General features: G+C 66.6%; 17 protein-coding genes and 4 tRNA genes. 15 read left to right on the forward strand and 6 right to left on the reverse strand.

Going from position 1 to position 20402, the window contains the following annotated elements; all coding sequences use genetic code 11:
- The first annotated feature begins 561 nt into the window (after positions 1 to 561).
- From PX653_RS10500 to PX653_RS10515, 4 genes are all read left to right on the forward strand, one after another.
- Positions 562 to 930, forward strand: coding sequence for a GntR family transcriptional regulator (locus PX653_RS10500; protein WP_277417830.1), 369 nt, complete (start codon positions 562 to 564; stop codon positions 928 to 930).
- The gene (locus tag PX653_RS10505; protein ID WP_277417831.1) at positions 927 to 1784 is read left to right on the forward strand and encodes an ABC transporter ATP-binding protein; all 858 of its coding nucleotides are present in this window, start codon (positions 927 to 929) and stop codon (positions 1782 to 1784) included. Before PX653_RS10500 ends, PX653_RS10505 begins: the two co-directional genes overlap by 4 nt.
- Complete coding sequence (locus PX653_RS10510) at positions 1781 to 2761, forward strand: hypothetical protein (RefSeq protein WP_277417832.1); 981 nt, start codon at positions 1781 to 1783, stop codon at positions 2759 to 2761. Before PX653_RS10505 ends, PX653_RS10510 begins: the two co-directional genes overlap by 4 nt.
- Positions 2762 to 2930: 169 nt before the next feature.
- Entirely contained in the window at positions 2931 to 3467 is a 537-nt protein-coding gene (locus PX653_RS10515; RefSeq protein WP_277417833.1) for a hypothetical protein, read from the forward strand.
- Positions 3468 to 3485: 18 nt separating this feature from the next.
- Here the strand turns inward: PX653_RS10515 and PX653_RS10520 are convergent, their stop codons facing one another.
- The 5 genes from PX653_RS10520 to rnr all read right to left on the reverse strand — a co-directional run bounded on the left by PX653_RS10520 (position 3486) and on the right by rnr (position 8979).
- Positions 3486 to 3890: a hypothetical protein gene (locus tag PX653_RS10520; protein WP_277417834.1), complete on the reverse strand. Its 405-nt coding sequence runs from the start codon at positions 3888 to 3890 to the stop codon at positions 3486 to 3488.
- Positions 3891 to 4037: 147 nt separating this feature from the next.
- Entirely contained in the window at positions 4038 to 4709 is a 672-nt protein-coding gene (locus tag PX653_RS10525; protein ID WP_277417835.1) for a YceH family protein, read from the reverse strand.
- A 9-nt stretch (positions 4710 to 4718) separates the two neighbouring features.
- On the reverse strand, positions 4719 to 5468 hold the full coding sequence (gene cysE / locus PX653_RS10530) for a serine O-acetyltransferase (RefSeq protein ID WP_277417836.1): 750 nt from the start codon (positions 5466 to 5468) through the stop codon (positions 4719 to 4721).
- 124 nt (positions 5469 to 5592) lie between these two features.
- Positions 5593 to 6339 carry a 23S rRNA (guanosine(2251)-2'-O)-methyltransferase RlmB gene (gene rlmB / locus PX653_RS10535; RefSeq protein WP_277417837.1) on the reverse strand — a complete coding sequence of 249 codons (747 nt, stop codon included), beginning with the start codon at positions 6337 to 6339 and terminating at the stop codon, positions 5593 to 5595.
- A 99-nt stretch (positions 6340 to 6438) separates the two neighbouring features.
- Positions 6439 to 8979 carry a ribonuclease R gene (gene rnr, locus PX653_RS10540; RefSeq protein ID WP_277417838.1) on the reverse strand — a complete coding sequence of 847 codons (2541 nt, stop codon included), beginning with the start codon at positions 8977 to 8979 and terminating at the stop codon, positions 6439 to 6441.
- Positions 8980 to 9277: 298 nt separating this feature from the next.
- On the opposite strand from rnr, the gene PX653_RS10545 reads away from it, so the two are divergent.
- From PX653_RS10545 to PX653_RS10595, 11 genes are all read left to right on the forward strand, one after another.
- Positions 9278 to 9362, forward strand: a tRNA-Leu gene (locus PX653_RS10545).
- A 62-nt stretch (positions 9363 to 9424) separates the two neighbouring features.
- Positions 9425 to 9509 (forward strand) — tRNA-Leu (locus tag PX653_RS10550).
- 218 nt (positions 9510 to 9727) lie between these two features.
- Positions 9728 to 10804 carry an NF038122 family metalloprotease gene (locus PX653_RS10555; RefSeq protein WP_277417839.1) on the forward strand — a complete coding sequence of 359 codons (1077 nt, stop codon included), beginning with the start codon at positions 9728 to 9730 and terminating at the stop codon, positions 10802 to 10804.
- A gap of 88 nt (positions 10805 to 10892) precedes the next feature.
- Positions 10893 to 10977 (forward strand) — tRNA-Leu (locus PX653_RS10560).
- A 43-nt stretch (positions 10978 to 11020) separates the two neighbouring features.
- Positions 11021 to 11105 (forward strand) — tRNA-Leu (locus PX653_RS10565).
- 139 nt (positions 11106 to 11244) lie between these two features.
- A complete protein-coding gene (locus PX653_RS10570) occupies positions 11245 to 12213 on the forward strand; it encodes an IS1595 family transposase (RefSeq protein WP_277417840.1) in 969 nt (322 codons plus the stop codon).
- A 156-nt stretch (positions 12214 to 12369) separates the two neighbouring features.
- Positions 12370 to 14571: an ATP-binding protein gene (locus PX653_RS10575; protein WP_277417841.1), complete on the forward strand. Its 2202-nt coding sequence runs from the start codon at positions 12370 to 12372 to the stop codon at positions 14569 to 14571.
- Positions 14568 to 14780, forward strand: coding sequence for a hypothetical protein (locus tag PX653_RS10580; protein WP_277417842.1), 213 nt, complete (start codon positions 14568 to 14570; stop codon positions 14778 to 14780). Before PX653_RS10575 ends, PX653_RS10580 begins: the two co-directional genes overlap by 4 nt.
- 111 nt (positions 14781 to 14891) lie before the next feature.
- The gene (locus PX653_RS10585; RefSeq protein ID WP_277417843.1) at positions 14892 to 15443 is read left to right on the forward strand and encodes a phasin family protein; all 552 of its coding nucleotides are present in this window, start codon (positions 14892 to 14894) and stop codon (positions 15441 to 15443) included.
- A 290-nt stretch (positions 15444 to 15733) separates the two neighbouring features.
- Entirely contained in the window at positions 15734 to 17374 is a 1641-nt protein-coding gene (locus PX653_RS10590; protein ID WP_277417844.1) for a VRR-NUC domain-containing protein, read from the forward strand.
- Positions 17362 to 19653, forward strand: coding sequence for a helicase C-terminal domain-containing protein (locus PX653_RS10595; RefSeq protein WP_371876441.1), 2292 nt, complete (start codon positions 17362 to 17364; stop codon positions 19651 to 19653). The genes PX653_RS10590 and PX653_RS10595 overlap by 13 nt, the downstream gene beginning before the upstream one ends.
- On the opposite strand, the gene PX653_RS10600 is transcribed toward PX653_RS10595, so the two are convergent.
- On the reverse strand, positions 19646 to 20398 hold the full coding sequence (locus PX653_RS10600) for a LytR/AlgR family response regulator transcription factor (protein WP_277418555.1): 753 nt from the start codon (positions 20396 to 20398) through the stop codon (positions 19646 to 19648). The two genes, PX653_RS10595 and PX653_RS10600, sit on opposite strands and share 8 nt — an antisense overlap.
- Positions 20399 to 20402: the final 4 nt, after the last annotated feature.

The raw sequence follows: 20402 nt of genomic DNA on the forward strand, positions 1-20402 counted from the left end.
CAACGAGTTGCCTGAAAGGCGGTAACCGTTGCGTCTTCGGAGAGGCCAATATAGCACGCGTTTTTTCGCTCGCGTAGATATTGCAATATTCCGTTACAATAGCTTTCGAGAAATACCGATGTCACCATGGACATAATAATTTCCACACTATTGGTAATGTGGTATTTAATATATACGTAATATCTGACAGGTATTTTCATATCGAATAACAGACATTGCCGCCGCCTATATCTAGGTGTATTGGCCAGGAGGCCCGTAGATTCAAGGACTCTGCTAGCGCAATGCAAGTTTCAAGCGAATCGATGGCCGGCAAGCAGCAACTTTATTCTGTCACCGCGGGGGATAGTCGTTGCCTCCCGGCATGATATGCGGACGCCACCTGCCGGTGCCTGGCGGTGCCGTGGTGCCGAGACGAACGATTCCCGGCGCTCCAACCTGTCAACTCTGACAGGGCGGCAGGCGAAGGTCCTGACCCAAAAAACCCCTGGACGGACGTCGCTTTAGTGTTATAGTTCACTACAACACCAGTCCATTAGATCACTACCACTGGAGGAACCATGTATGTGGAATGACAAGTCGCCGATCTACCGCCAGTTGAAGGAGCGGGTGGTCGGCATGATGCTCGATGGCGCGCTGAAGCCTGGCGACGCCCTGCCCTCGGTGCGGCAGGTCGCGGCGGACTTCCAGCTCAACCCGATTACCGTCTCCAAGGCTTACCAGGAGCTGGTCGACGAAACGTTGGTGGAAAAACGGAGGGGATTAGGCATGTACGTTACCGAAGGGGCTGTCGAAAAACTGCTGGCCAGCGAGCGCGAGCGTTTCGTCCGCGAGGAATGGCCGGCAATGGTGGAGCGCATCCGCCGCCTGGGCCTGGACATCGAGCAGCTGCTGCGCGCCGCCGGCGCGCACTCGAACGGAGGCACGCCATGAGCGCCATCATCAGTGCCCGCAACCTGACGAAACGCTACGGCAAGCAGGCAGCGCTGGACGGCACGTCGTTCGACGTGCAGCCCGGCCGCATCGTCGGCCTGATCGGCCCGAACGGCTCGGGCAAGACGACGACCCTGAAGGCGATCCTGGGCCTGTGCCGCTTCGACGGCGAGCTGACCGTACTGGGCATGGACCCACGGCGCCAGCGCGACGAGCTGATGAACGAGGTCTGCTTCATCGCCGACGTCGCCATCCTGCCACGCTGGCTGAAGGTGCGGGACGCCATCGACTTCGTGGCCGGCGTACACCCGCGCTTCGACCGCAGCAAGGCCGAACGCTACATCGCCAACACGAAGCTGACCCCGAACATGCGCGTCAAGGCCATGTCGAAAGGCATGATCGTGCAGCTGCACCTGGCGCTCGTGATGGCCATCGACGCCAAGCTGCTGGTGCTGGACGAACCCACGCTGGGCCTGGACATCCTGTACCGCAAGCAGTTCTACCAGCACCTGCTGGAGGATTACTTCGACGAGAACAAGACCATCGTCATCACGACCCACCAGATCGAGGAAGTGGAGCACATCCTGACCGACCTGCTGTTCATCCAGGACGGCCGCATCACGCTGGCCGCCACGATGGACGAGATCGGCGAACGCTATACGGAAGTGATGGTGGAACCGCACCAGGCCGCGGCGGCCAACGCACTGCAGCCGATGACGCAACGCACCGTATTCGGCAAGCCCGTCATGCTGTTCGACGGCGTGCCGCGCCAGCAACTCCAACACCTTGGCGAACTGCGCACGCCCAGCGTGGCCGACCTGTTCGTCGCCAGCATGAAAGGGACCTACGAATGAAAACGATGCAATGGCTGATCCGGCGCGAGTACTGGGAACACAAGGGCATGCTGGTGTGGGTGCCGCTGGCGATCGCCGCGCTGATGCTGGCCATGACCCTGGCGATGGCCGCCAAGGGCCATAACGCGGAAATTCACCTGGACATGGCCGAAGGCCGGGCCGGCGGCGTCAACGTGTACATGGGCGAGCGCCACCAGGCGGCCCTGGTGCAAGTCGTGGCGGGTGCCTACCCGGTGGCCACCGCGCCGCTGTACATCACCCTGGCGTTCATCGTCTTCTTCTACAGCATGGGCGCCCTGTTCGACGAACGGCGCGACCGCAGCCTGCTGTTCTGGAAGTCGCTGCCGGTGTCGGACACGGCGACCGTGCTGTCGAAGGCCTTGCTGGCGCTGCTCCTGATCCCACTCGGCATGGTCGTGCTGGCACTGGCGACAGCCCTCGTCATCACGCTGATCGGCATGGGCGTGCTGGCGATGAAGGGCACCAACGTGTTCCCGCTGCTGCTGTCCTCTGGGCACTTCTGGCTCACGCCCCTGAAGGTGATCTCGCTGGTGCCCGTGTACGTGCTGTGGGCCTTGCCTACGGTCGGCTGGCTGCTGATGGTGTCGAGCTGGGCCCGTTCCAAGGTCTTCCTGTGGGCCGTGGGCACGCCGCTGCTGTCGGCCGCGCTGCTGGCCTGGGCCACCAAGGCCTTCGGCCTGGCCGTGAACGTGGAGTGGGTGTTCTCGAACATCATCAGCCGCCTGCTGATCAGCGTGATGCCCGGCTCCTGGTTCGTCAACAGCGCACTGCGCACGCCGGTCGAAAAAGCGGGCCACGGCGCCGAGACCGCCCGCCAGTTCCATGGCATGATCGACTCGCTGTTCGCCCAGTCCTGGGCGACGCTGGGCACGCCGAACCTGTGGCTGGGTGCCCTGGCCGGCACGGGCATGATCGTCGTCGCCATCTGGCTGCGCCGCCGCCGCGAGGAAGGCTGATTCTCCGGGTCAACGGTCAGCTCAGCAGTGTAAGGCTTTTCTTACATCGCCTGTGGAGGTGCACCGATGGCAGACTAGGAAAAAGCTTAGGATAATGTCATCATTCAGCCAGCGCCATGTCCCGCTTACCCCCGGGGCTTGCGTTGGCAGCTTTTTTTCGAGGATGACCATGCAAATTGTCGATCAACGTTACCTGGACAGTGCCAACCGTTACAGCACGGAACCGTGCCTGCTGAGTATTCTCGACCTGGGCCACCCTGCCCCCGCCTGCGAAGCGACGATGGCGCAACTGCGCGAACGCCTGGCAAAAGTGCTGCCGGGCCTGCGCCGCGGCCGCAGCCTGATCGGCATCGTCGGCGACGAAGTGGTGCCGGAGGAGCCGGATGCGCCGTGCCAGGGCCTGCAACTGGCGCGCCTGATCCAGAGCGTCGCCATCGAGCTGCACCGCCTGACCGGCGACGAGGTGATGGTGGGCTTTGTCGGCCGCGTACCGAAGATGAACGGGCGTTACCGCCTGATCCTGCCGTTCCGCTGTGGCACCGTGGCCAACGCGGCGCTGACGTTGTCGATCGCGCTGATCGGCGCGCTGCTGCGCGACGAGCCGTTCGACCTGGAAGCCGGCCTGGCGGAGCTGCGTGCACTGGCCGCGGCCGGCACGCCGGGCCCGGGGCCTGCGCCGCAGCCGTCGATTCCGATTGCGGCATAAGCGCGAACCTGCAGCAACTCAGGAAGGGTGGCGAGACGAGAGGACATCGCGGTAATGGTTCAGTTTCCCCCGACCGTGATAATTGAGAAAATCAGCCATTGTAGGATTCAGGTCCAATTTTGCCGCGATCGTCCAGAACCTCGCTTCTCCGATCATTGGTACGAAACCTGCGACGAGGCCGCGACTGCAGTTATGACTCGAAAATAGGAGCCAATGCTGAAGAAGCTGGACGACTTGGTGTAATGGCAACTGGCTACTTCGCATCAGCGTGATTGCATAACGGTAATTGTGTCCGTAGAGGGATCTGAGGAAATCCACACGCTGCTCAACAGGTAATGAACGCAACCAGCGGCGCAGCTCGGTGTCCACTTGAGCTGTACCGGGGCGGCGCAAAAAATTGTTCAGGCTTGTATCGTGGCTCATCCATGTTGTTCTTCACCAATGAGACGGGGTATGGACCGTCGCGGTCAACGCCAGACATTCAGGCACGCGCACGCCTCACCGGCCAGCACCAATGCGGACCAACGCTGGTGCGGACGCCCTGCTCGTGCCGGCGGCACGGCTGCGTGCTTACTCGAACTGCTTCTTGAACTCCTCGAACTGCGCGGCCAGCGCCGCGTAGTCGGCGCGCAGCTGCTGCACCTCCAGCTCCAGTTGCGCGACGCGATCGCCGCGCGAAGCACCGCCTGGCACCACCGTCGCGGTGCCGTACCCCGCTTCTTCCCGCGCCAGCTCGGCGGCACCGCCCAGCAGCTGGCCGTAACGGGGCTCCTTCGTGCCCGGCGCGAGCGCCAGCTTGGCCACCAGCGGCGGGTATTTGTCGATCAGGAATTGCAGGCCCGCTTCCACGTCCGCGACCGACTTGAACTCGTGCAGGCGCCCCGTGCGGGTGCGGATCTCGCCGGCCGTCTGGTGGCCGCGCAGCATCAGCACCGTCAGGATCGCCAGCTTGTCCTGCTCCAGCGTCCACTTGATGCGCATGCGGTGCTCGTACTTCGTCACGCGCGCGCCTGCCGCGGTGACGGCGTTGACGAGGCGCCGCGCCGCCAGGCGACTCAGGACATCCGCCACCGTGTCCTCGGAAATCTGCATGACGGGATCGCGGCTGGACAGCTGGTTGCAGCCGTTCGTAATCGCGTTCAGCGACATCGGGTAATTGTCCGGCGTCAGCGCTTCCTTCTCGGCCAGCACGGCCAGCACGCGGATTTCAAAGGGGTCCAGTACGTCTGCGTCGTCGCTCATCTCGTTTCCTCAATCAACCAGCTTGTTCAGGTGGGCCGCGTCGTCCGCGCCCGCCGCCGTGACCGCGCCGCAATCGACGCCCCGCTCCTGCAGCAGCGCGACGATGCGGGCGATCTGTTCTTCCTGTGCCGCGCTCTGCGCGATCAGGCCGTGCAGCGCCTTCGACAGGGGATCGGTACCGTTGGGCGTGACGCCGTACGCGGCAAACGCATGCACCGCGGGATGCCCCGGCTCGCCCGGCGCCTCCTTGACGACCACCCGCGCGGGATTGCCGACGGCCGTGGCCCCGGCCGGCACGGGTTTCAGCAGCACCGCATTGGAGCCGATTTTCGCGTACTCGCCCACCGTGAAGGCGCCCAGCACCTGCGCGCCGGCGCCGACGATGACGCCGCGTTCCAGCGTCGGATGGCGCTTGTGGCCAGCGGCCAGCGAGGTCCCGCCCAACGTCACGCCCTGGTAGATCGTGCAGTCGTCGCCCACCACGGCCGTCTCGCCGATGACGACGCCAAAACCGTGGTCGATGAAGACGCGCCGGCCGATGACCGCGCCGGGATGGATCTCGATGCCGGTGACGATGCGCGCCAGGTAGCCGATGAAGCGGCCCAGCCACTTCATCCCATGCAGCCAGCACCAGTGCGCCCAGCGGTGCGCCACGATCGCATGCAGGCCGGGATAGCAGGTCAGCACCTCCCATGCGTTGCGGGCGGCGGGGTCGCGCTCGATGATGGCGCGGATGTCCTGGCGCAGGTGGTGGAACATGGCGGCGATGTCGGCATGGGGTCTGTCACTGCAAGGGACTGACCCCGAAATGTTGGGGCTGCTGGCGGTATTGGTACCTCTTGCAAACTTCGGGGTCAGTCCCGCAGGGACAGACCCCAATGCATCAGCCTTCGCGGGCCATGCGCTGCCGGCGCGCCTCGTACAGGCACACGCCGGACGCCACCGAGACGTTCAGGCTCTCGACCGAGCCGAACATCGGGATGTTGACCAGCACGTCGCACGTCTCGCGCGTCAGGCGGCGCATGCCCTCGCCTTCCGAGCCCATCACGAGCGCCGTCGGGCCAGTGAAGTCGGCGTCGTACAGGCCCTTCTCGCCGTCGTCGGAGGTGCCGATCAGCCAGATGTCGCGCTCCTTCAGCTCGCGCAGCGTGCGCGCCAGGTTCGTCACGGTGATGTACGGGACCGTCTCGGCGGCGCCGCTGGCCACCTTGGCCGCCGTGGCGTTCAGGCCCACGGCACGGTCCTTCGGCACGATCACCGCATGGGCACCGACGCCGTCGGCCACACGCAGGCAGGCGCCCAGGTTGTGCGGATCGGTGATCCCGTCCAGCACCAGCAGCAGCGGCGGGCCATCGATGGCGTCCAGCAGCTCGTCCAGGTTGCGCGCCAGCGCCAGTTGCGACGCGAATGCGATGACGCCCTGGTGGCGACGGGTGCCGACGATCTTGTCGAGGCGGGCCGAATCGACGGGCATCACGCGCACGCCCATCGCGCGGGCATTGGTGATCAGGTCCTTCATGCGGCGGTCGTCGCGCGCCGCGTCGACGAAGATCTCCTCCACGGACGAGGCTTCGTGGCGCAGGCGCGAGGTCACGGCATGGAAGCCGAAAATCATTTTGTTCTTGGACATGGTGCTGGTTCTTCTGTGGAGCTGTTGTGCAAAGTGTGGGCCCGGCAGGCCGGAAGCGAAGCGCCGCGGGAGGACCGCGGCGCCGGACGACATATTACATCATCGCTTCTTCTTGCCCTTGGTGGCCGGTTTCGACCGGGGGGCCGCCGCCGCCGCGGGCTTGCCGCGCTTGGCATCGGCACCGCCGGCGGTCCTGGCCTTGCGCGGCGGTGGCGCATCGGCCTCGGCGGGCGCCGGATAGCGCACCGTGATCGAGGGCCCGGACGCCTCGGCCTTGCCCGGCTTGTCGCCGCGGCCGCCGCGGCCCTTGCCGCGCCGGGGCGCGACTTCCTGTTCCGCCACTTCGTCGTCGAACGTGGCACGGCCACGCCCTTTCTTCGACGGCGGCGGCGCCGCGCCCATGCCGGCCGTTTCGCTGTCGGCCAGGCGCAGGTCGATCTTGCGCGACTCCAGGTCGACGCGCACGACCTGCACGCTGACGCGGTCGGTCAGCTGGTAGCGCTTGCCGGTGCGTTCGCCGCGCAGCTCGTGGCGGGCGTCGTCATACTGGAAGTAGTCCGCGCCCAGGTCCGTGATGTGCACCAGGCCCTCGACGAACAGCTGGTCCAGCTGCACGAAAATGCCGAACGTGGTCACGCCCGTGATGATGCCGGTGAATTCCTCGCCCAGCTTGTCCTGCATGAAGTAGCACTTCAGCCAGGCCTCGACGTCGCGCGAGGCCTCGTCGGCACGGCGCTCGTTGGCCGAGCAGTGCACGCCCAGCGCGTCCCACACGGTCAGGTCGCGCGCCTGCTTCGGTTCCTTGCCCTCGGCCTTGTCCTTCAGCTGCTGGCGCCGCGTCGCGTTCGAGATCGTCGTGTTCAGCACGCTCTTGTCGGCCACCTTCGGGTCGTACTTCCTCCCTTGCAGGATGGCCTTGATGGCGCGGTGCGTCAGCAGGTCGGGATAACGGCGGATCGGGCTGGTGAAGTGGGCATATGCCTCGTACGCCAGGCCGAAGTGGCCGATGTTGTCCGGGCTGTAGACAGCCTGCTGCATCGAACGCAGCAGCATCGTCTGCAGCAGGTTCGCATCGGGCCGTTCCTTGACCTTCTTCATCAGCTCCGCATAGTCGCGCGCGGCCGGCGTATCGCCACCGCCCAGCGACAGGCCCACCTGCTTCAGGAACTCGCGCACCTGCGTCAGCTTTTCCTTGGTCGGCGCCGCGTGGATGCGGTACGTGCCGGGATGCTTGTGGCGCAGCAGCAGGTCGGCGGCGCAGACGTTCGCCGCCAGCATGCATTCCTCGATCAGCTTGTGCGCATCGTTGCGCGAGCGGGGCACGATCTTCTCGATCTTGCCGGCCGGGTTGCAGACGATGTACGTCTCGGTTGTCTCGAAGTCGATCGCGCCCCGTTCCAGGCGCGCCTTCAGGAGCGCGTGATAGACGTCGTACAGGTTCTGCAGGTGCGGCACGATGTACGGCTTCTTCGCCGCTTCCGGGCCCTTGGTATTGCCCAGGATCGCGGCCACTTCCGTGTAGGTCATGCGCGCGGCCGAGTGGATCACGGCCGGGTAGAACTGGTAGGCCTTGATCTCGCCGGCGGCCGTGATGACGGCATCGCACACGAGGGTCAGGCGGTCGACGGCCGGGTTCAGCGAGCACAGGCCGTTCGACAGCTTCTCCGGCAGCATCGGGATCACCCGGCGCGGGAAGTACACGGACGTGCTGCGCTCGAGCGCATCGACGTCCAGCGCGTCGTTCGGCTTGACATAGTGGCTGACGTCCGCGATCGCGACGATCAGGCGGTAGCCCTTGGTGCGGCCGATCTTGACGGGTTCGCAGTACACCGCGTCGTCGAAGTCGCGCGCATCCTCGCCGTCGATCGTCACCAGCGGCACGTCGCGCAGGTCGACGCGCTCGCCCCAATCGGACTCGCGCACGATGTCGGGCAGCTTGCCGGCCTGCTTGACGGCCGCATCCGAGAACACGTGCGGCACGCCGAACTTGCGCACGGCGATTTCGATTTCCATGCCCGGGTCGTCCATGTCGCCCAGGACTTCGACGATGCGGCCGACTGGCTGCTTGAAGCGGCCAGGCTGCTCCGTCAGTTCGACACTGACGATCTGGCCGCTCTTGGCCTTGCCCGGCGAGCCGGCCAGCAAGATGTCCTGGCCGATGCGCTTGTCTTCCGGCGCCACGATCCAGACGCCGTTGTCCTTGATCAGGCGGCCGATGATGTGCGTGTTGCCGCGCTCGACCACCTCCACGATCGTCCCCTCGGGACGGCCGCGCCGGTCAAAGCCCGTGACTTTTGCCAGTACCTTGTCGCCATGCAGCACTTTCTGCATCTCGCGCTCGGTCAGGAACAGGTCGTCGCCCGGTTCGTCCGGAATGACGAAGCCGAAGCCGTCGCGGTGCGCGCTGACCCGGCCGGCCACGAAGCCGGAATGATCCGCCAGTACGTAGAAGCCGCTGCTGTCCGAACGGATCTGGCCATCGCGCTCCATCGCGGACAGGCGCCGCGTCAGCACCGCATGCGATTCGGCCTGGACATCCAGGGACATGGCGACCGTGCGCAGGTCGAGCGGCGCATTGGCGCTGCGAAAGAGTGCGAGGATGTCCTCGCGGCTGGGAATGATATGGGTAGTCTGGTTCAAAACTTCTTCTTTGATCTTATTGTGAGGTTCGTTTGGTGAATGGTCAGTGGTAGTGTACAAGAGGTCCGTCGGTTTACCTAACGAGCGCCCAATCGTGACGTGGAGGGCGCGGCCGATGCCGCGCATATTGTCCTCATTTTTGTTCCTTTGACTTTTGAAAACATTGCTCTATAATCTCGGCTCTCGCAGCGATGCGGGAGTGCAGAACGGAGCGGATGTGCAGTGTGGAATGAAAGTTCATCTGGCGCAAAACTCTCCAGCGCACTATAATCGCAGCAGCAGTAAGGCAGCACGCAGTGCCCACGTGGCGGAATTGGTAGACGCGCATGGTTCAGGTCCATGTGCCGCGAGGTGTGGGGGTTCGAGTCCCTCCGTGGGCACCACTCTACCGCAGTAGTCGCAGGTTGTAGTTGGTTTTATTTATTGGCAGTACAGCAGCATCAGTGCCCACGTGGCGGAATTGGTAGACGCGCATGGTTCAGGTCCATGTGCCGCAAGGTGTGGGGGTTCGAGTCCCTCCGTGGGCACCACTCTACCGGATACGCGGATCGCCCGCAGAGAACGCAGCAAATCTTCCAGGTTTGCTGCGTTTTTCGTTCTGGACCCTTCCTGGCGTCGGACTTCCTGACATATGCCACCCCGCGGCACTGCATGCGGATGCGCTGGCGGCCCATTTCCCCAGCGGCTCGACAGTTGTGCACGCTTTTTGCGTACAGCCCTCCCGTCCAAACCACTACGGGAGTCCGCCATGAAAACCTTGCTTTCCGCCCTCACGCTGGCGGCCGCGACCGGAGGGGCCGCCGCCGCGCCAACGTTCGCTTTCTCCTTCATCGCCGGCACCCCGTTGCAGGCACAGCAAGGCTTCACCGACGCGGCCGCGCGCTGGTCGGCCCTCCTGGACGACGACGTGACGATCCACCTCACCGTCGGCTTCAACCCGCTCGATCCCGGCATCCTGGGCCAGGCCCGCTCCGCCCAGCAACTGTACAGCTACGACACGTTCCGCACGGCGCTGGCCGCCGATGTCGCGTCGGATTACGACACCCGGGCCGTCGGCAGCCTTGCCGGTGGCAGCACCTTCGGCATGCTGTTGAACCGCACGGCCAACAGCCCAAGCGGCCCCGGCAGCGCAACGCCGTTCGTCGACCACGACGGCGATGCCAACAATGCCGTCGTGCGCATCGCCACGGCGCAAGCAAAGGCGCTGGGCCTGGCACCTGCGCGGCAGACGCTGACGGGCTGCCTCGGCCCGTGCGACGGCTTCATCCAGTTCAGCAGCCATTATCAGTTCGACTTCGACCCGCACGACGGCATCAGCGCCGACGCATTCGATTTCGTGGGCGTGGCCGCGCACGAAATCGGTCACTCGCTGGGCTTCATCAGTGGCGTCGACGTCTTGGACTTCAACTCGAGCGCACCGGACTTCTTCGACGACAGCGCATTCACCTATGTATCCGGCCTGGACCTGTTCCGCTACTCCATGCAGAGCCATGCGGCCGGCGTTCCCGACTGGACTGCCGACGAGCGCGCGAAATACCTGTCGCTGGACGGCGGCCTGACAGCGGTGGCGCCCTTCTCCACGGGCATCGTGCATGGTGACGGCCGCCAGGCCAGCCACTGGAGGGATGACCTGTTCATCGGCCTGATGGACCCGACCGCCGGCTTGGGCGAGCTGCTCGACATCACGCAGAACGACCTGGTGGCGATGGACGTCATCGGCTGGGACGTGCCGGCCGTCCCGGAGCCGGGCACGGCCGCGATGCTGGCCGGGGGCCTGTTGCTGGTGGGCCAGCGGCGCGGGTTATTTCGCAAAAGCACAAAATGACCATTGACCGATCCCGTTTCGTCCTTTAAGATGCGTGCCTTCTGTTGCTGAACACCGCAACGAAGCAGCGAAACAGCAGTAGAACAAGGCCCACGTGGCGGAATTGGTAGACGCGCATGGTTCAGGTCCATGTGCCGCAAGGTGTGGGGGTTCGAGTCCCTCCGTGGGCACCAAGTCTTGTTTTACGAACGGTTCGATGCATTGAGAAGTACCAGTGCCCACGTGGCGGAATTGGTAGACGCGCATGGTTCAGGTCCATGTGCCGCAAGGTGTGGGGGTTCGAGTCCCTCCGTGGGCACCACTCTACCGGATACGCTGAAGAACGCCGCCGACTGTCATGGTCGGCGGCGTTTTTCTTTGGCGCTGTGCCCCGGTCGTAATGAACTTCCCGGCACGGCCGCGCTCTTACTCATCAGGCAGATCACGCTTGGGGAGGAACCATGGAAGCGCAGCAATTCGAAGCCGCACAGGTCCAGGTACTGCAATGGTTGACGCAGTTGACCGGCAAGCAGGCCGATGAACTCCGGAACATCTTCGATCGCTGTTCGTCGCTGGCCGAGTGCCTGGCGATCCTCGCGGAAGCCGGCAATAAACTACGCCACTGCCCGCATTGCGAGGGCGACCGGCTCTATCGCCACGGCGTCTACCGAGGCTTGCAGCGCTACCGGTGTCGCCAGTGTGGCGCCAGCTTCAATGTCCTGACGAAAACGCCTCTGGCATTCATCCGATTGCGCGAGAAATGGCTGCCGTTCCTGCAGTGCATGCTGCACTCGATGACGGTACGCGGCGCAGCCAAGTCGATCGGCATACACCGCAACACCAGCTTCCGCTGGCGCCACCGCTTCCTGGCGATGGCCAAGGACGCCAGGGCACTGCCGCTCGATGGCATCGTGGAGGCGGACGAAACGTATTTGCTGGAATCGCAGAAAGGCTCGCGCCACCTGACCCGTCCGGCACGCCGGCGCGGCGGCAGCGCCAGCCATCGGGGGCCGGGCAAGGACCACGATTGCATCCTGGTTGCCTGTAACCGTAACGGCAAGGTATGCGACTTCGTGCCGGGGCGAGGGCCGGTAACGGCGCAGCAGTTGCATGATTGCCTGCCGCCCGTGCTGGCGCCGGGCATCCTGCTGGCGACCGACAGCGCGGTCGCTTATAAAGCGTTCGCCACCACGGCCGGCATCGCGCATGGGACAGTGAACCCGCGTGCCGGCATCCGTGTGGACGGCCTCATCCACGTACATACCGTCAACAGCCACCATAGCCGCTTCAAGGGCTGGCTGCGGCACTTCCTAGGTGTCGCCAGCCGCTACCTGCCCAACTACCTGGGCTGGCGGCACGTGCTGGACGCCGGCCGGGTTGCGCTGCCGCAGCATTTCCTGCGCGTAGCGCTGATGCTCGACGTCATCTAATTACCGATGGGCTACTTCACTGCGACCGGGGCACAGCGCCTTTTCTTTGGCGCTATGCCTTCTCCCCGCTCCCGCTCCCCCTTCCCGCAAGCAACCGCGCCGCGACCCCGCCGCCGATGGTCTACACTGAACCCATCGGCAACGAGCGAACGTCCCATGACGCAGTTGAACCTTCCCGACACCCTGCACACCATCCTGATCGTCAGCGCGGCCGACCAAGCGGCGCTGGCGCAGCTGCTGGCGCGCCTGGAGTTCGGCGTCCAGGTCGTCAACCGGGGCGACGCGGCGCTGGCGGCAATCGCCGACAATGGCGTCGCGATGGTGCTGCTCGACGTGGCGCTTGCCGGCAGCGCCCGGCTGGAATTGCTGCCGCGCCTGGTGCACGCGGCACCGGGGTGCCAGCTGCCCGTGCTGGTGCTGTCGGCGGCGCCCTCCGAGGAGGAACGCGAACGGGCGCTGGAGGCCGGCGCGGCCGGTTACCTGCGGCTGCCGTGCGCGCCCGAGGAGATCGTGGAGAAGATCCAGATCGAACTGACGGTACGCCATGCCTGGCCCGAGGTGCCGCGCGCGACCACGCTCGACATGAAGACGCTGGAGGTCAACTACCACACGCTGCTGGCCGGCTCGCCCGATGCCATCCTGCTGTTCGACGCCGCGCGCGGCACGCCGGTCGACGTCAACCGCAACGCCGAACGGCTGTTCGGCCGCTCCAGCGGGGAACTGATGCGGCTGCGCATGACGGACCTGTGCCCGCCGGCCCAGCCGGACGGCACGCCGTCGCGCGAGGCCATCGACACGCTGCTGCACAAGGTGCTGGGCGGCGAAGTGCGCGTGTTCCCGATGACGTTCCAGCACAGCAGCGGACGCGCGGTGGATTGCGAGATCCGCCTTGTCATGCTGGACAAGGACGACATGCGCCTGCTGCACATGCGCCTCGTCGACGTCACTGGCCAGCGCCTGGCCGAAGCGTTGCGCGCCGGCCAGAACGCCCTGCTGGAAATGGTGGCGCGCGGCGCGCCGCTGACGGAGACCCTGAACAAGCTGCTGGTGCTGATGGAAGCGCAGGCGCCGGGCGTCGTCTGCACGATCCAGCTGCTGGACGAGGACGGCAAGACCGTGCGCTCCGGCGCCGCGCCCAGCCTGCCCCCGGCCTATCTGCAGGCCCTGGACGGCATCCCGATCGGCCCCCGCGTCGGTTCCTGCGGCACGGCCATGTTCCTGCGCGAGAGCGTCATCGCAGCCGACATCGCGCGCGACCCACTGTGGGAAAACTACCGCGAACTCGCGCTGCGCCATGGCCTGCGGGCCTGCTGGGCCATGCCGATCCTCGGCGATGCCAGCACGGTGCTGGGTTCCTTCGCGATCTACTACCGCGACCCGCGCCAGCCCCGCACGGAGGATGAGCGGCTGATCCGGGTCGCCGTACACCTGGCCGGCATCGCCATCGAACGCACCCGGCGCGAGGCGGAACTGGCGCGCCACCGCGACCACCTGGAGGAGCTGGTGATGGCACGCACGGCCGAACTGCGGCGCGCAAAGGAACAAGCCGAACAGGCCAGCGCCAGCCTGGCGGCGGCCCTGGACAACCTGCGCCTGACCCAGGACGAACTGGTCCGGCGCGACAAGCTGGCCGCCCTGGGCGCGCTCGTGGCGGGTGTCGCGCACGAGCTGAACACGCCCATCGGCAACAGCCTGACGGTCGCCAGCACGATGAGCGAGCACCTGGCCACGCTCAGGAGCCGGCTGCACGCGGGCCTGCGCCGCACTGACCTGGAGCAGTACCTGGAGACGGCGGGGGAAGCGGACGGCGTCATCGTGCGCAACCTGACGCGCGCCGGGCGCCTGATCGCCAGCTTCAAGCAGGTCGCCATCGATACGGCCAGCTCGCAGCGGCGCCGCTTCCGGCTCGACGAATTCATCGCCGAGCTGGTGCTGCCGCTGCTGGCCGCCACGCCGCAGCCGCGCCCCACCGTGCGGCAGGAGATCGCGCCCGACCTGGTCATGGACAGCTACCCGGGCCCGCTGGGCCAGGCCCTGTCGGCCCTGTTCGAGAACGCCGTCGTGCATGGCCTCGCCGGCCGCGCCGACGGTACCGTCACCATCGCGGCGCGCGCCCTGGACGACGGCATCGTCGCGCTGTCCGTGGGCGACGATGGCGCGGGCATCGCGCCGGAGCACGTGGACAAGGTGTATGATCCCTTCTTCACCACCCGTCCTGGCGCCGGCGCTGCCGGCCTCGGCCTGCACGTGACGCACAATATCGTGACGGGCGTGCTCGGCGGTCGCATTGCCCTGTACAGCACACCCGGGCTCGGCACCACGTTCACCCTCACCTTGCCCGCCATCGCGCCGCCATGATCCCGCTCCGCCCTGCCCTTGCCGTCGTGTCGTGCACGCTGATCCTGCTGTGCTTGCCGAGCAGGGCGGCGCCCGCGCCATGGTGGCTGTGGGAAAGCGTCACGACCGGCCACAAGGTGTGCGCGCAGACGCCGCTGGGACCGGGCTGGCGCAAGCTGCTGGGTCCCTATCGCGATGCCCGTTGCGAGAAACCGTTCCGTACCAGATAATGACTCGGCAATAATAGACTCGGCGATAATAGATTTGGCGATAATCCAGTCGCAGCAACCCGCGCGAGGGTGACGTCGGCCCTCGGAGCCACACTTTTTGGAGGAAGACACATGTTTCAGAATCCAGAGCAGTTTGCCCAGGCCACCAAAGCGTTGTTCGAATTCCAGCTGGAGACGTTCAATACGTTGACCAACAAGGCGGTCCAGGGCCTCGAGCAGGTCGTGCAGCTGAACATGAACACGGCCCGCAACGGCATCGAGAACAGCCTGGCCACGGGCCGCGAGGTGAGCCAGGCGAGCGATCCAAAGGCCGCGATGGCGGCGGCCAGCGCGAAAATGCACAACCTGACCAATATCGTCGGCTACAACCAGCAACTGAGCCAGATCATTGCCGACATCCACAACGAATTCACCCGCGCCGCCGATGCCCACCTGGCCGAAGCCAAGAGCAGCCTGTCGGCGCTGATCTACGACGTGACGAAGAACGTGCGACCAGGCTCGGAGAACGCCGTGGAGATCGTCAAGGCCGCCATCGACAATGCCTTCAAGGGCTACGAGCAGGTGACGACCGCCACCCGCCAGGCTGTCGCCGCGTTCGAGGAGCAGCTGGCCAAGGCCGCCGCGCTGGCCGACCAGAAGGCGGCCGAGCAGACCAAGCACTAAGCCGCGGCGACGCATGAAGCGCCGGGGACAGGCACCTGTCTCAGGGCCTCCAGCCCTGCGACGGGTACCTGTCCTCTTGGGTTTCTGATCGCTCAGCACTAGACCCGAGGAGACAGGCACGGCGCGAGCATGCTCGCACCGTGCCTGTCCCCGCTATCGGAGGCCGGCCCCTTGCAGGGACGGTCGGCGGAAAAGCGCTGGGCAAGCGGCTTCGAAAGCGATAAACTGTATATAAATACAGTCATGCGATGCCAGCCATCGCACCGCCGCAGTTCCGATGCGCAGTTCCGATGAAACCCGTCCTGGAAAACCCCTTTTACTATCTCGACAATTTCCACCAGGTACTGGCGTGGATCGGCGAGCGCTATGGCGACCTGCTGGGCGAGGACGAGCGCGCCTTCATCGACATCTTCCCCACCCTGCCGCAGAACGCCCGGGCGCTGTTTGTCCGCATGGTCATGCGCAAGGGCCTGCTGTTCCGGGCCAGCAAGCTGGCGTACGATGAAATCGGCTGCAGCCGCGCCGCCGCCGCACCGCTGGCGCAATTGGGCTGGATCGATGCCGATCCCGCGCTGACGCTGGACGAGCTGTTCGACCTGCTGCAGAAACCCGAGCTGTGCCAGGTGTTCGCCCTGGAAGGCGCGTTGCGGGCGGCGCGCAAGGCCGACCAGCTGGCGGCGTTGCGGCAAGCACACGATGGCACGCGTCCGTTCTCGGCCTGGTGGCCCGCCGGGCAGGACGCCGTCTACCGCGTGCTGGCCAAGCCGCTGTGCGACCGCTTGCGCCTGATCTTCTTCGGCAACTACCACCAGGACTGGACCGAATTCGTGCTGTCCGACCTGGGCGTGTACCGCTTCGAGAAAGTGGACTTCGGCCCGGCCGCGCGGGCGTTCCGTACGCGCCGCGACATCGACGACTACCTGCTGCTGCATGCATGCCGGGAGCGCTTCGCGGCGGGCGACGATCCGCTGGCGGTGCTGGCGGACGTGCCGCCGGCCAGCAGCGACAACGAATGGCTGCGCGGGCGCCGCCACAAGCTGCTGTTCCAGATGGGCCAGCAGCTGGAAAAGCTGCGCGACTGGCCCGGCGCCCTGGCGGTCTATGCCGACTGCACCTGGCCCGGCGCCCGCGCGCGCACGATCCGCGTGCTGGAAAAGGACGAACAGTACGGTCCCGCCTGGGAGTTGCTGGCGCGTGCCGGCGCCGCGCCCGAAAGCGAGGCGGAACGCCAGCAATTGCTGCGCATCGGACCGCGCCTGGCGCGCCGGCTGGGCCATCCGGGCGGGGCGCCGCGCAAGCGCCCCGCCATCGACCGGCTCGACCTGACCCTGCCCCTGCCTACGCCGGGCTGGTGGGTCGAAGGAGTCGTGCGCGACCACCTGGCGCAGGACGGGGCGCCCGTGTTCTACGTCGAGAACACGCTGATCAACTCCCTGTTCGGCCTGCTGTGCTGGGAAGCCATCTTCGCCGCCGTGCCGGGCGCCTTCTTCCACCCGTTCCACCATGGCCCGGCCGACCTGCACAGCGCCGACTTCCAGCACCGCCGCGCGGACCGTTTCGCCGCCTGCCTCGCCCGGCTGGAAGACGGCAGCTGGCGCGCGGCGATCCGGGCCAACCGCGCGGCCAAGCACGGCATCTCGTCGCCGTTCGTCTACTGGGACGGCCTGGACGACACGCTGCTGGAACTGGCGCTGGACTGCATCCCGGCCGAGCACCTGAAGGTGTCGTTCCAGCGCATCCTGGCCGACATCAAGGAGAACCGCACGGGCTTCCCGGACCTGATCCGCTTCTGGCCGCAGGAAAAGCGCTACCAGATGATCGAGGTGAAGGGGCCGGGCGACCGGCTGCAGGACAACCAGTTGCGCTGGATCGACTACTGTGCCCAGCACCGCATGCCGGTGACGGTGTGCTACCTGCAATGGCAGGCGTAGTGGCAACGCCTGCGCGCTATACCGTGGCCGTGCGTGCGCTGTGCGAGTTCACGGCCAAGGCGGGCGACCTGGACCTGCGCTTCACGCCGTCGCCCACGGCGCAGGAGGGGATCGCCGGTCACGCGGTGGTCAGCGCCCGGCGCGACGACGGCTACGAGCGCGAGCTCGCCCTGTCCGGCCACTGGGGCCCGCTGCAGGTGCGCGGCCGCGCCGACGGCTACGACCCGCGCACCAACCAGCTCGAGGAGGTCAAGACCTACCGGGGCGACCTGGCGCGCATGCCGGCCAACCACCGCGCGCTGCACTGGGCCCAGCTGAAGGTGTACGGCCACCTGCTGTGCGCCATGCGCGGGCTGGACTCCGTGCGCCTGGCGCTCGTCTACTTCGACATCGGCAGCCAGAAGGAAACCGTGCTGGCCGAACAGCACGACGCGGCGGCGCTGCGCACCGTGTTCGAGGCGCAGTGCGCCGCCTTCGTCGGCTGGGCCGAACAGGAGCTGGCGCACCGCGGCGCGCGCGACGCGCAACTGGCGGCGCTGTCGTTTCCGCACCCGTCGTTCCGGCCCGGCCAGCGCGAACTGGCGGAGGCCATGTTCAAGGCCAGCAGCCGCGCCTGCGCGCTGCTGGCACAGGCGCCGACAGGCATCGGCAAGAGCATCGGCAGCCTGTTTCCGCTCCTGAAGGCGGCGCCGCAGCATGGCCTCGACAAGATCTTCTTCCTGGCCGCGAAGACGTCCGGCCGGCAGATGGCGCTCGATGCCGTGACCCGCCTGCGCGACAGCGCGCCGCTGCTGCCGCTGCGCACGCTGGAACTGACGGCGAAGAGCCGCGCCTGCGAACATCCCGACAAGGCATGCCACGGCGAAGCCTGTCCGCTGGCCCGGGGCTTCTACGACCGCCTGCCCGCCGCCCGCGCGGCCGCGCTGGAGCTGCCGCTGCTGGACCGGGCCTCGGTGCGCACGGCCGCGCTGGCGCACGACGTCTGCCCGTATTACCTGCAAAGCGAGCTGGCGCGCTGGGCCGACGTGATCGTGGGCGACTACAACTACTACTTCGACTTTTCCGCGCAGCTGCATGCGCTGACGACGATGAACGACTGGCGCGTGGCCGTGCTGGTGGACGAGGCGCACAACATGGTGGCGCGTGCCCGCGCCATGTATTCGGCCGAACTGGAACACGGCACGCTGCGCGCGCTCAGGAAGACGGCGCCGGCGGCGCTGGCGAAGCCGCTGGACCGGGTGCACCGCCAGTGGCTCGCGCTGGAGAAGGAACAGGACGAAGATTACCGCGCGCTCGATGCGCTGCCGGAAAAATTCATGGGCGCGCTGCAGACGGCGACGACGGCCATCGGCGACTACCTGGCCGAGAATCCCGCCTGGTTCGATGCGGACGTGCTGGACTTCTACTTCCACGGCCTGCACTTCGCCCGGCTGGCGGAAAGCTTCGGCGACCATTCGCTGTTCGACGTGACCCTGACGACGTCGCGGGCAGGCAAGCGCGGCTCCACGCTGTGCCTGCGCAATATCGTGCCGGCCCCGTTCCTGCAGCCGCGCTTCGCCGCGGCCCGTTCGGTGGCGCTGTTCTCGGCCACCCTCAGCCCTTGGAACTATTACGCCGACACGCTGGGGATGCCGGCGGACACCGCATGGGTGGATGTCGCCTCGCCGTTCGAAGCCGACCAGCTGGCGGTGCACGTGGCGGACCACATCTCCACCCGCTGGCAGCACCGCGACCGCTCGCTGGCGCCCATCGCGACGCTGATGGGCGCGCAGTACGAACGCCAGCCCGGCAACTACCTGGCGTTCTTCAGCAGCTTCGATTACATGGACAAGGCGGCCGACCTGTTCGCGGCGCGCTACCCGGACGTGCCGGTGTGGCGCCAGGCGCGCGGCATGGACGAAGGCGCGCGCGACGCGTTCCTGGCCCGCTTCAAGGCCGACGGGCGCGGCATCGGCTTTGCCGTGCTGGGCGGCGCGTTCGGCGAAGGCATCGACCTGCCGGGCGCGCGCCTGATCGGCGCCTTCATCGCGACGCTGGGCCTGCCCCAGCTCAATCCCGTCAACGAAGGCATCCGCCGGCGCATGGATGCGGTATTCGGCGCCGGCTACGACTACACCTACCTGTATCCGGGCCTGCAGAAGGTCGTGCAGGCGGCCGGCCGCGTGATCCGCACGACCAGCGACCGCGGCACCGTGCACCTGATCGACGACCGCTTCGGCCGGCCCGAGATCCGGGCCCTGCTGCCGCTCTGGTGGCGCATCGGCCCGGCCGTCAGCTGAGTGCGGCGCGCAGCTTCTGGTAGCCGCCGCGGCTGACCGGCACGCGGCTGCCGTCGCGCAGCACCGCCACGTGGCTGTCGCGCGTGGCCTGCTCGATGCGGCTGACGGCCTCGATGTTGACCAGCCAGGAGCGGTGCACGCGCAGGAAGCGGCGCGGGTCCATCTGCGCCTCCAGGTCCGACAGCGCCTGGTTCTTCAGCCACGCCTTGCCGCCGGCACGGATCTCGACATAGTCGTCCTGCGCCTGCACGCAATCGATCGCATCGCAAGGGACCACATGCACCCTGGTGCCATCCCGGATCGGCACGCGCGCGAGCGGCTGCGCGGGTGCGCTGGCGCGGCCCAGCCCCTGCAACGACGGCGCCGGCGCCGGCGCAACGGTCGACGCGGCCAGTGCGCCGCGCACATTGTCCAGCGCCTGGTCGAAGCGCTGCTGGCTGAAGGGTTTCAACAGGTAGTCCAGCGCGCGCACCTCGAACGCGCGGATCGCGTACTGGTCGAACGCGGTGGCGAAGATGAAGCGCGTGCCGCTGCGCGCGCCCACCAGTTCGACGACCTCGAAGCCGTCCAGTTTCGGCATCTGGATATCGAGCACGACGAGGTCCGGCGCCAGTTCGGCGATGGCCTTGACCGCCTCGAAGCCGTTGCCGCATTCGGCCACGACGGCGACGTCGGCATGCGCGGCCAGGTATTCGCGCACGAGGGCGCGCGCCAGCGGCTCGTCGTCGACGATGACGGTGCGGATGGTG

It is taken from the genome of Pseudoduganella chitinolytica (assembly GCF_029028125.1).
GTDB classification, from domain to species: Bacteria; Pseudomonadota; Gammaproteobacteria; order Burkholderiales; family Burkholderiaceae_D; genus Rugamonas; species Rugamonas chitinolytica.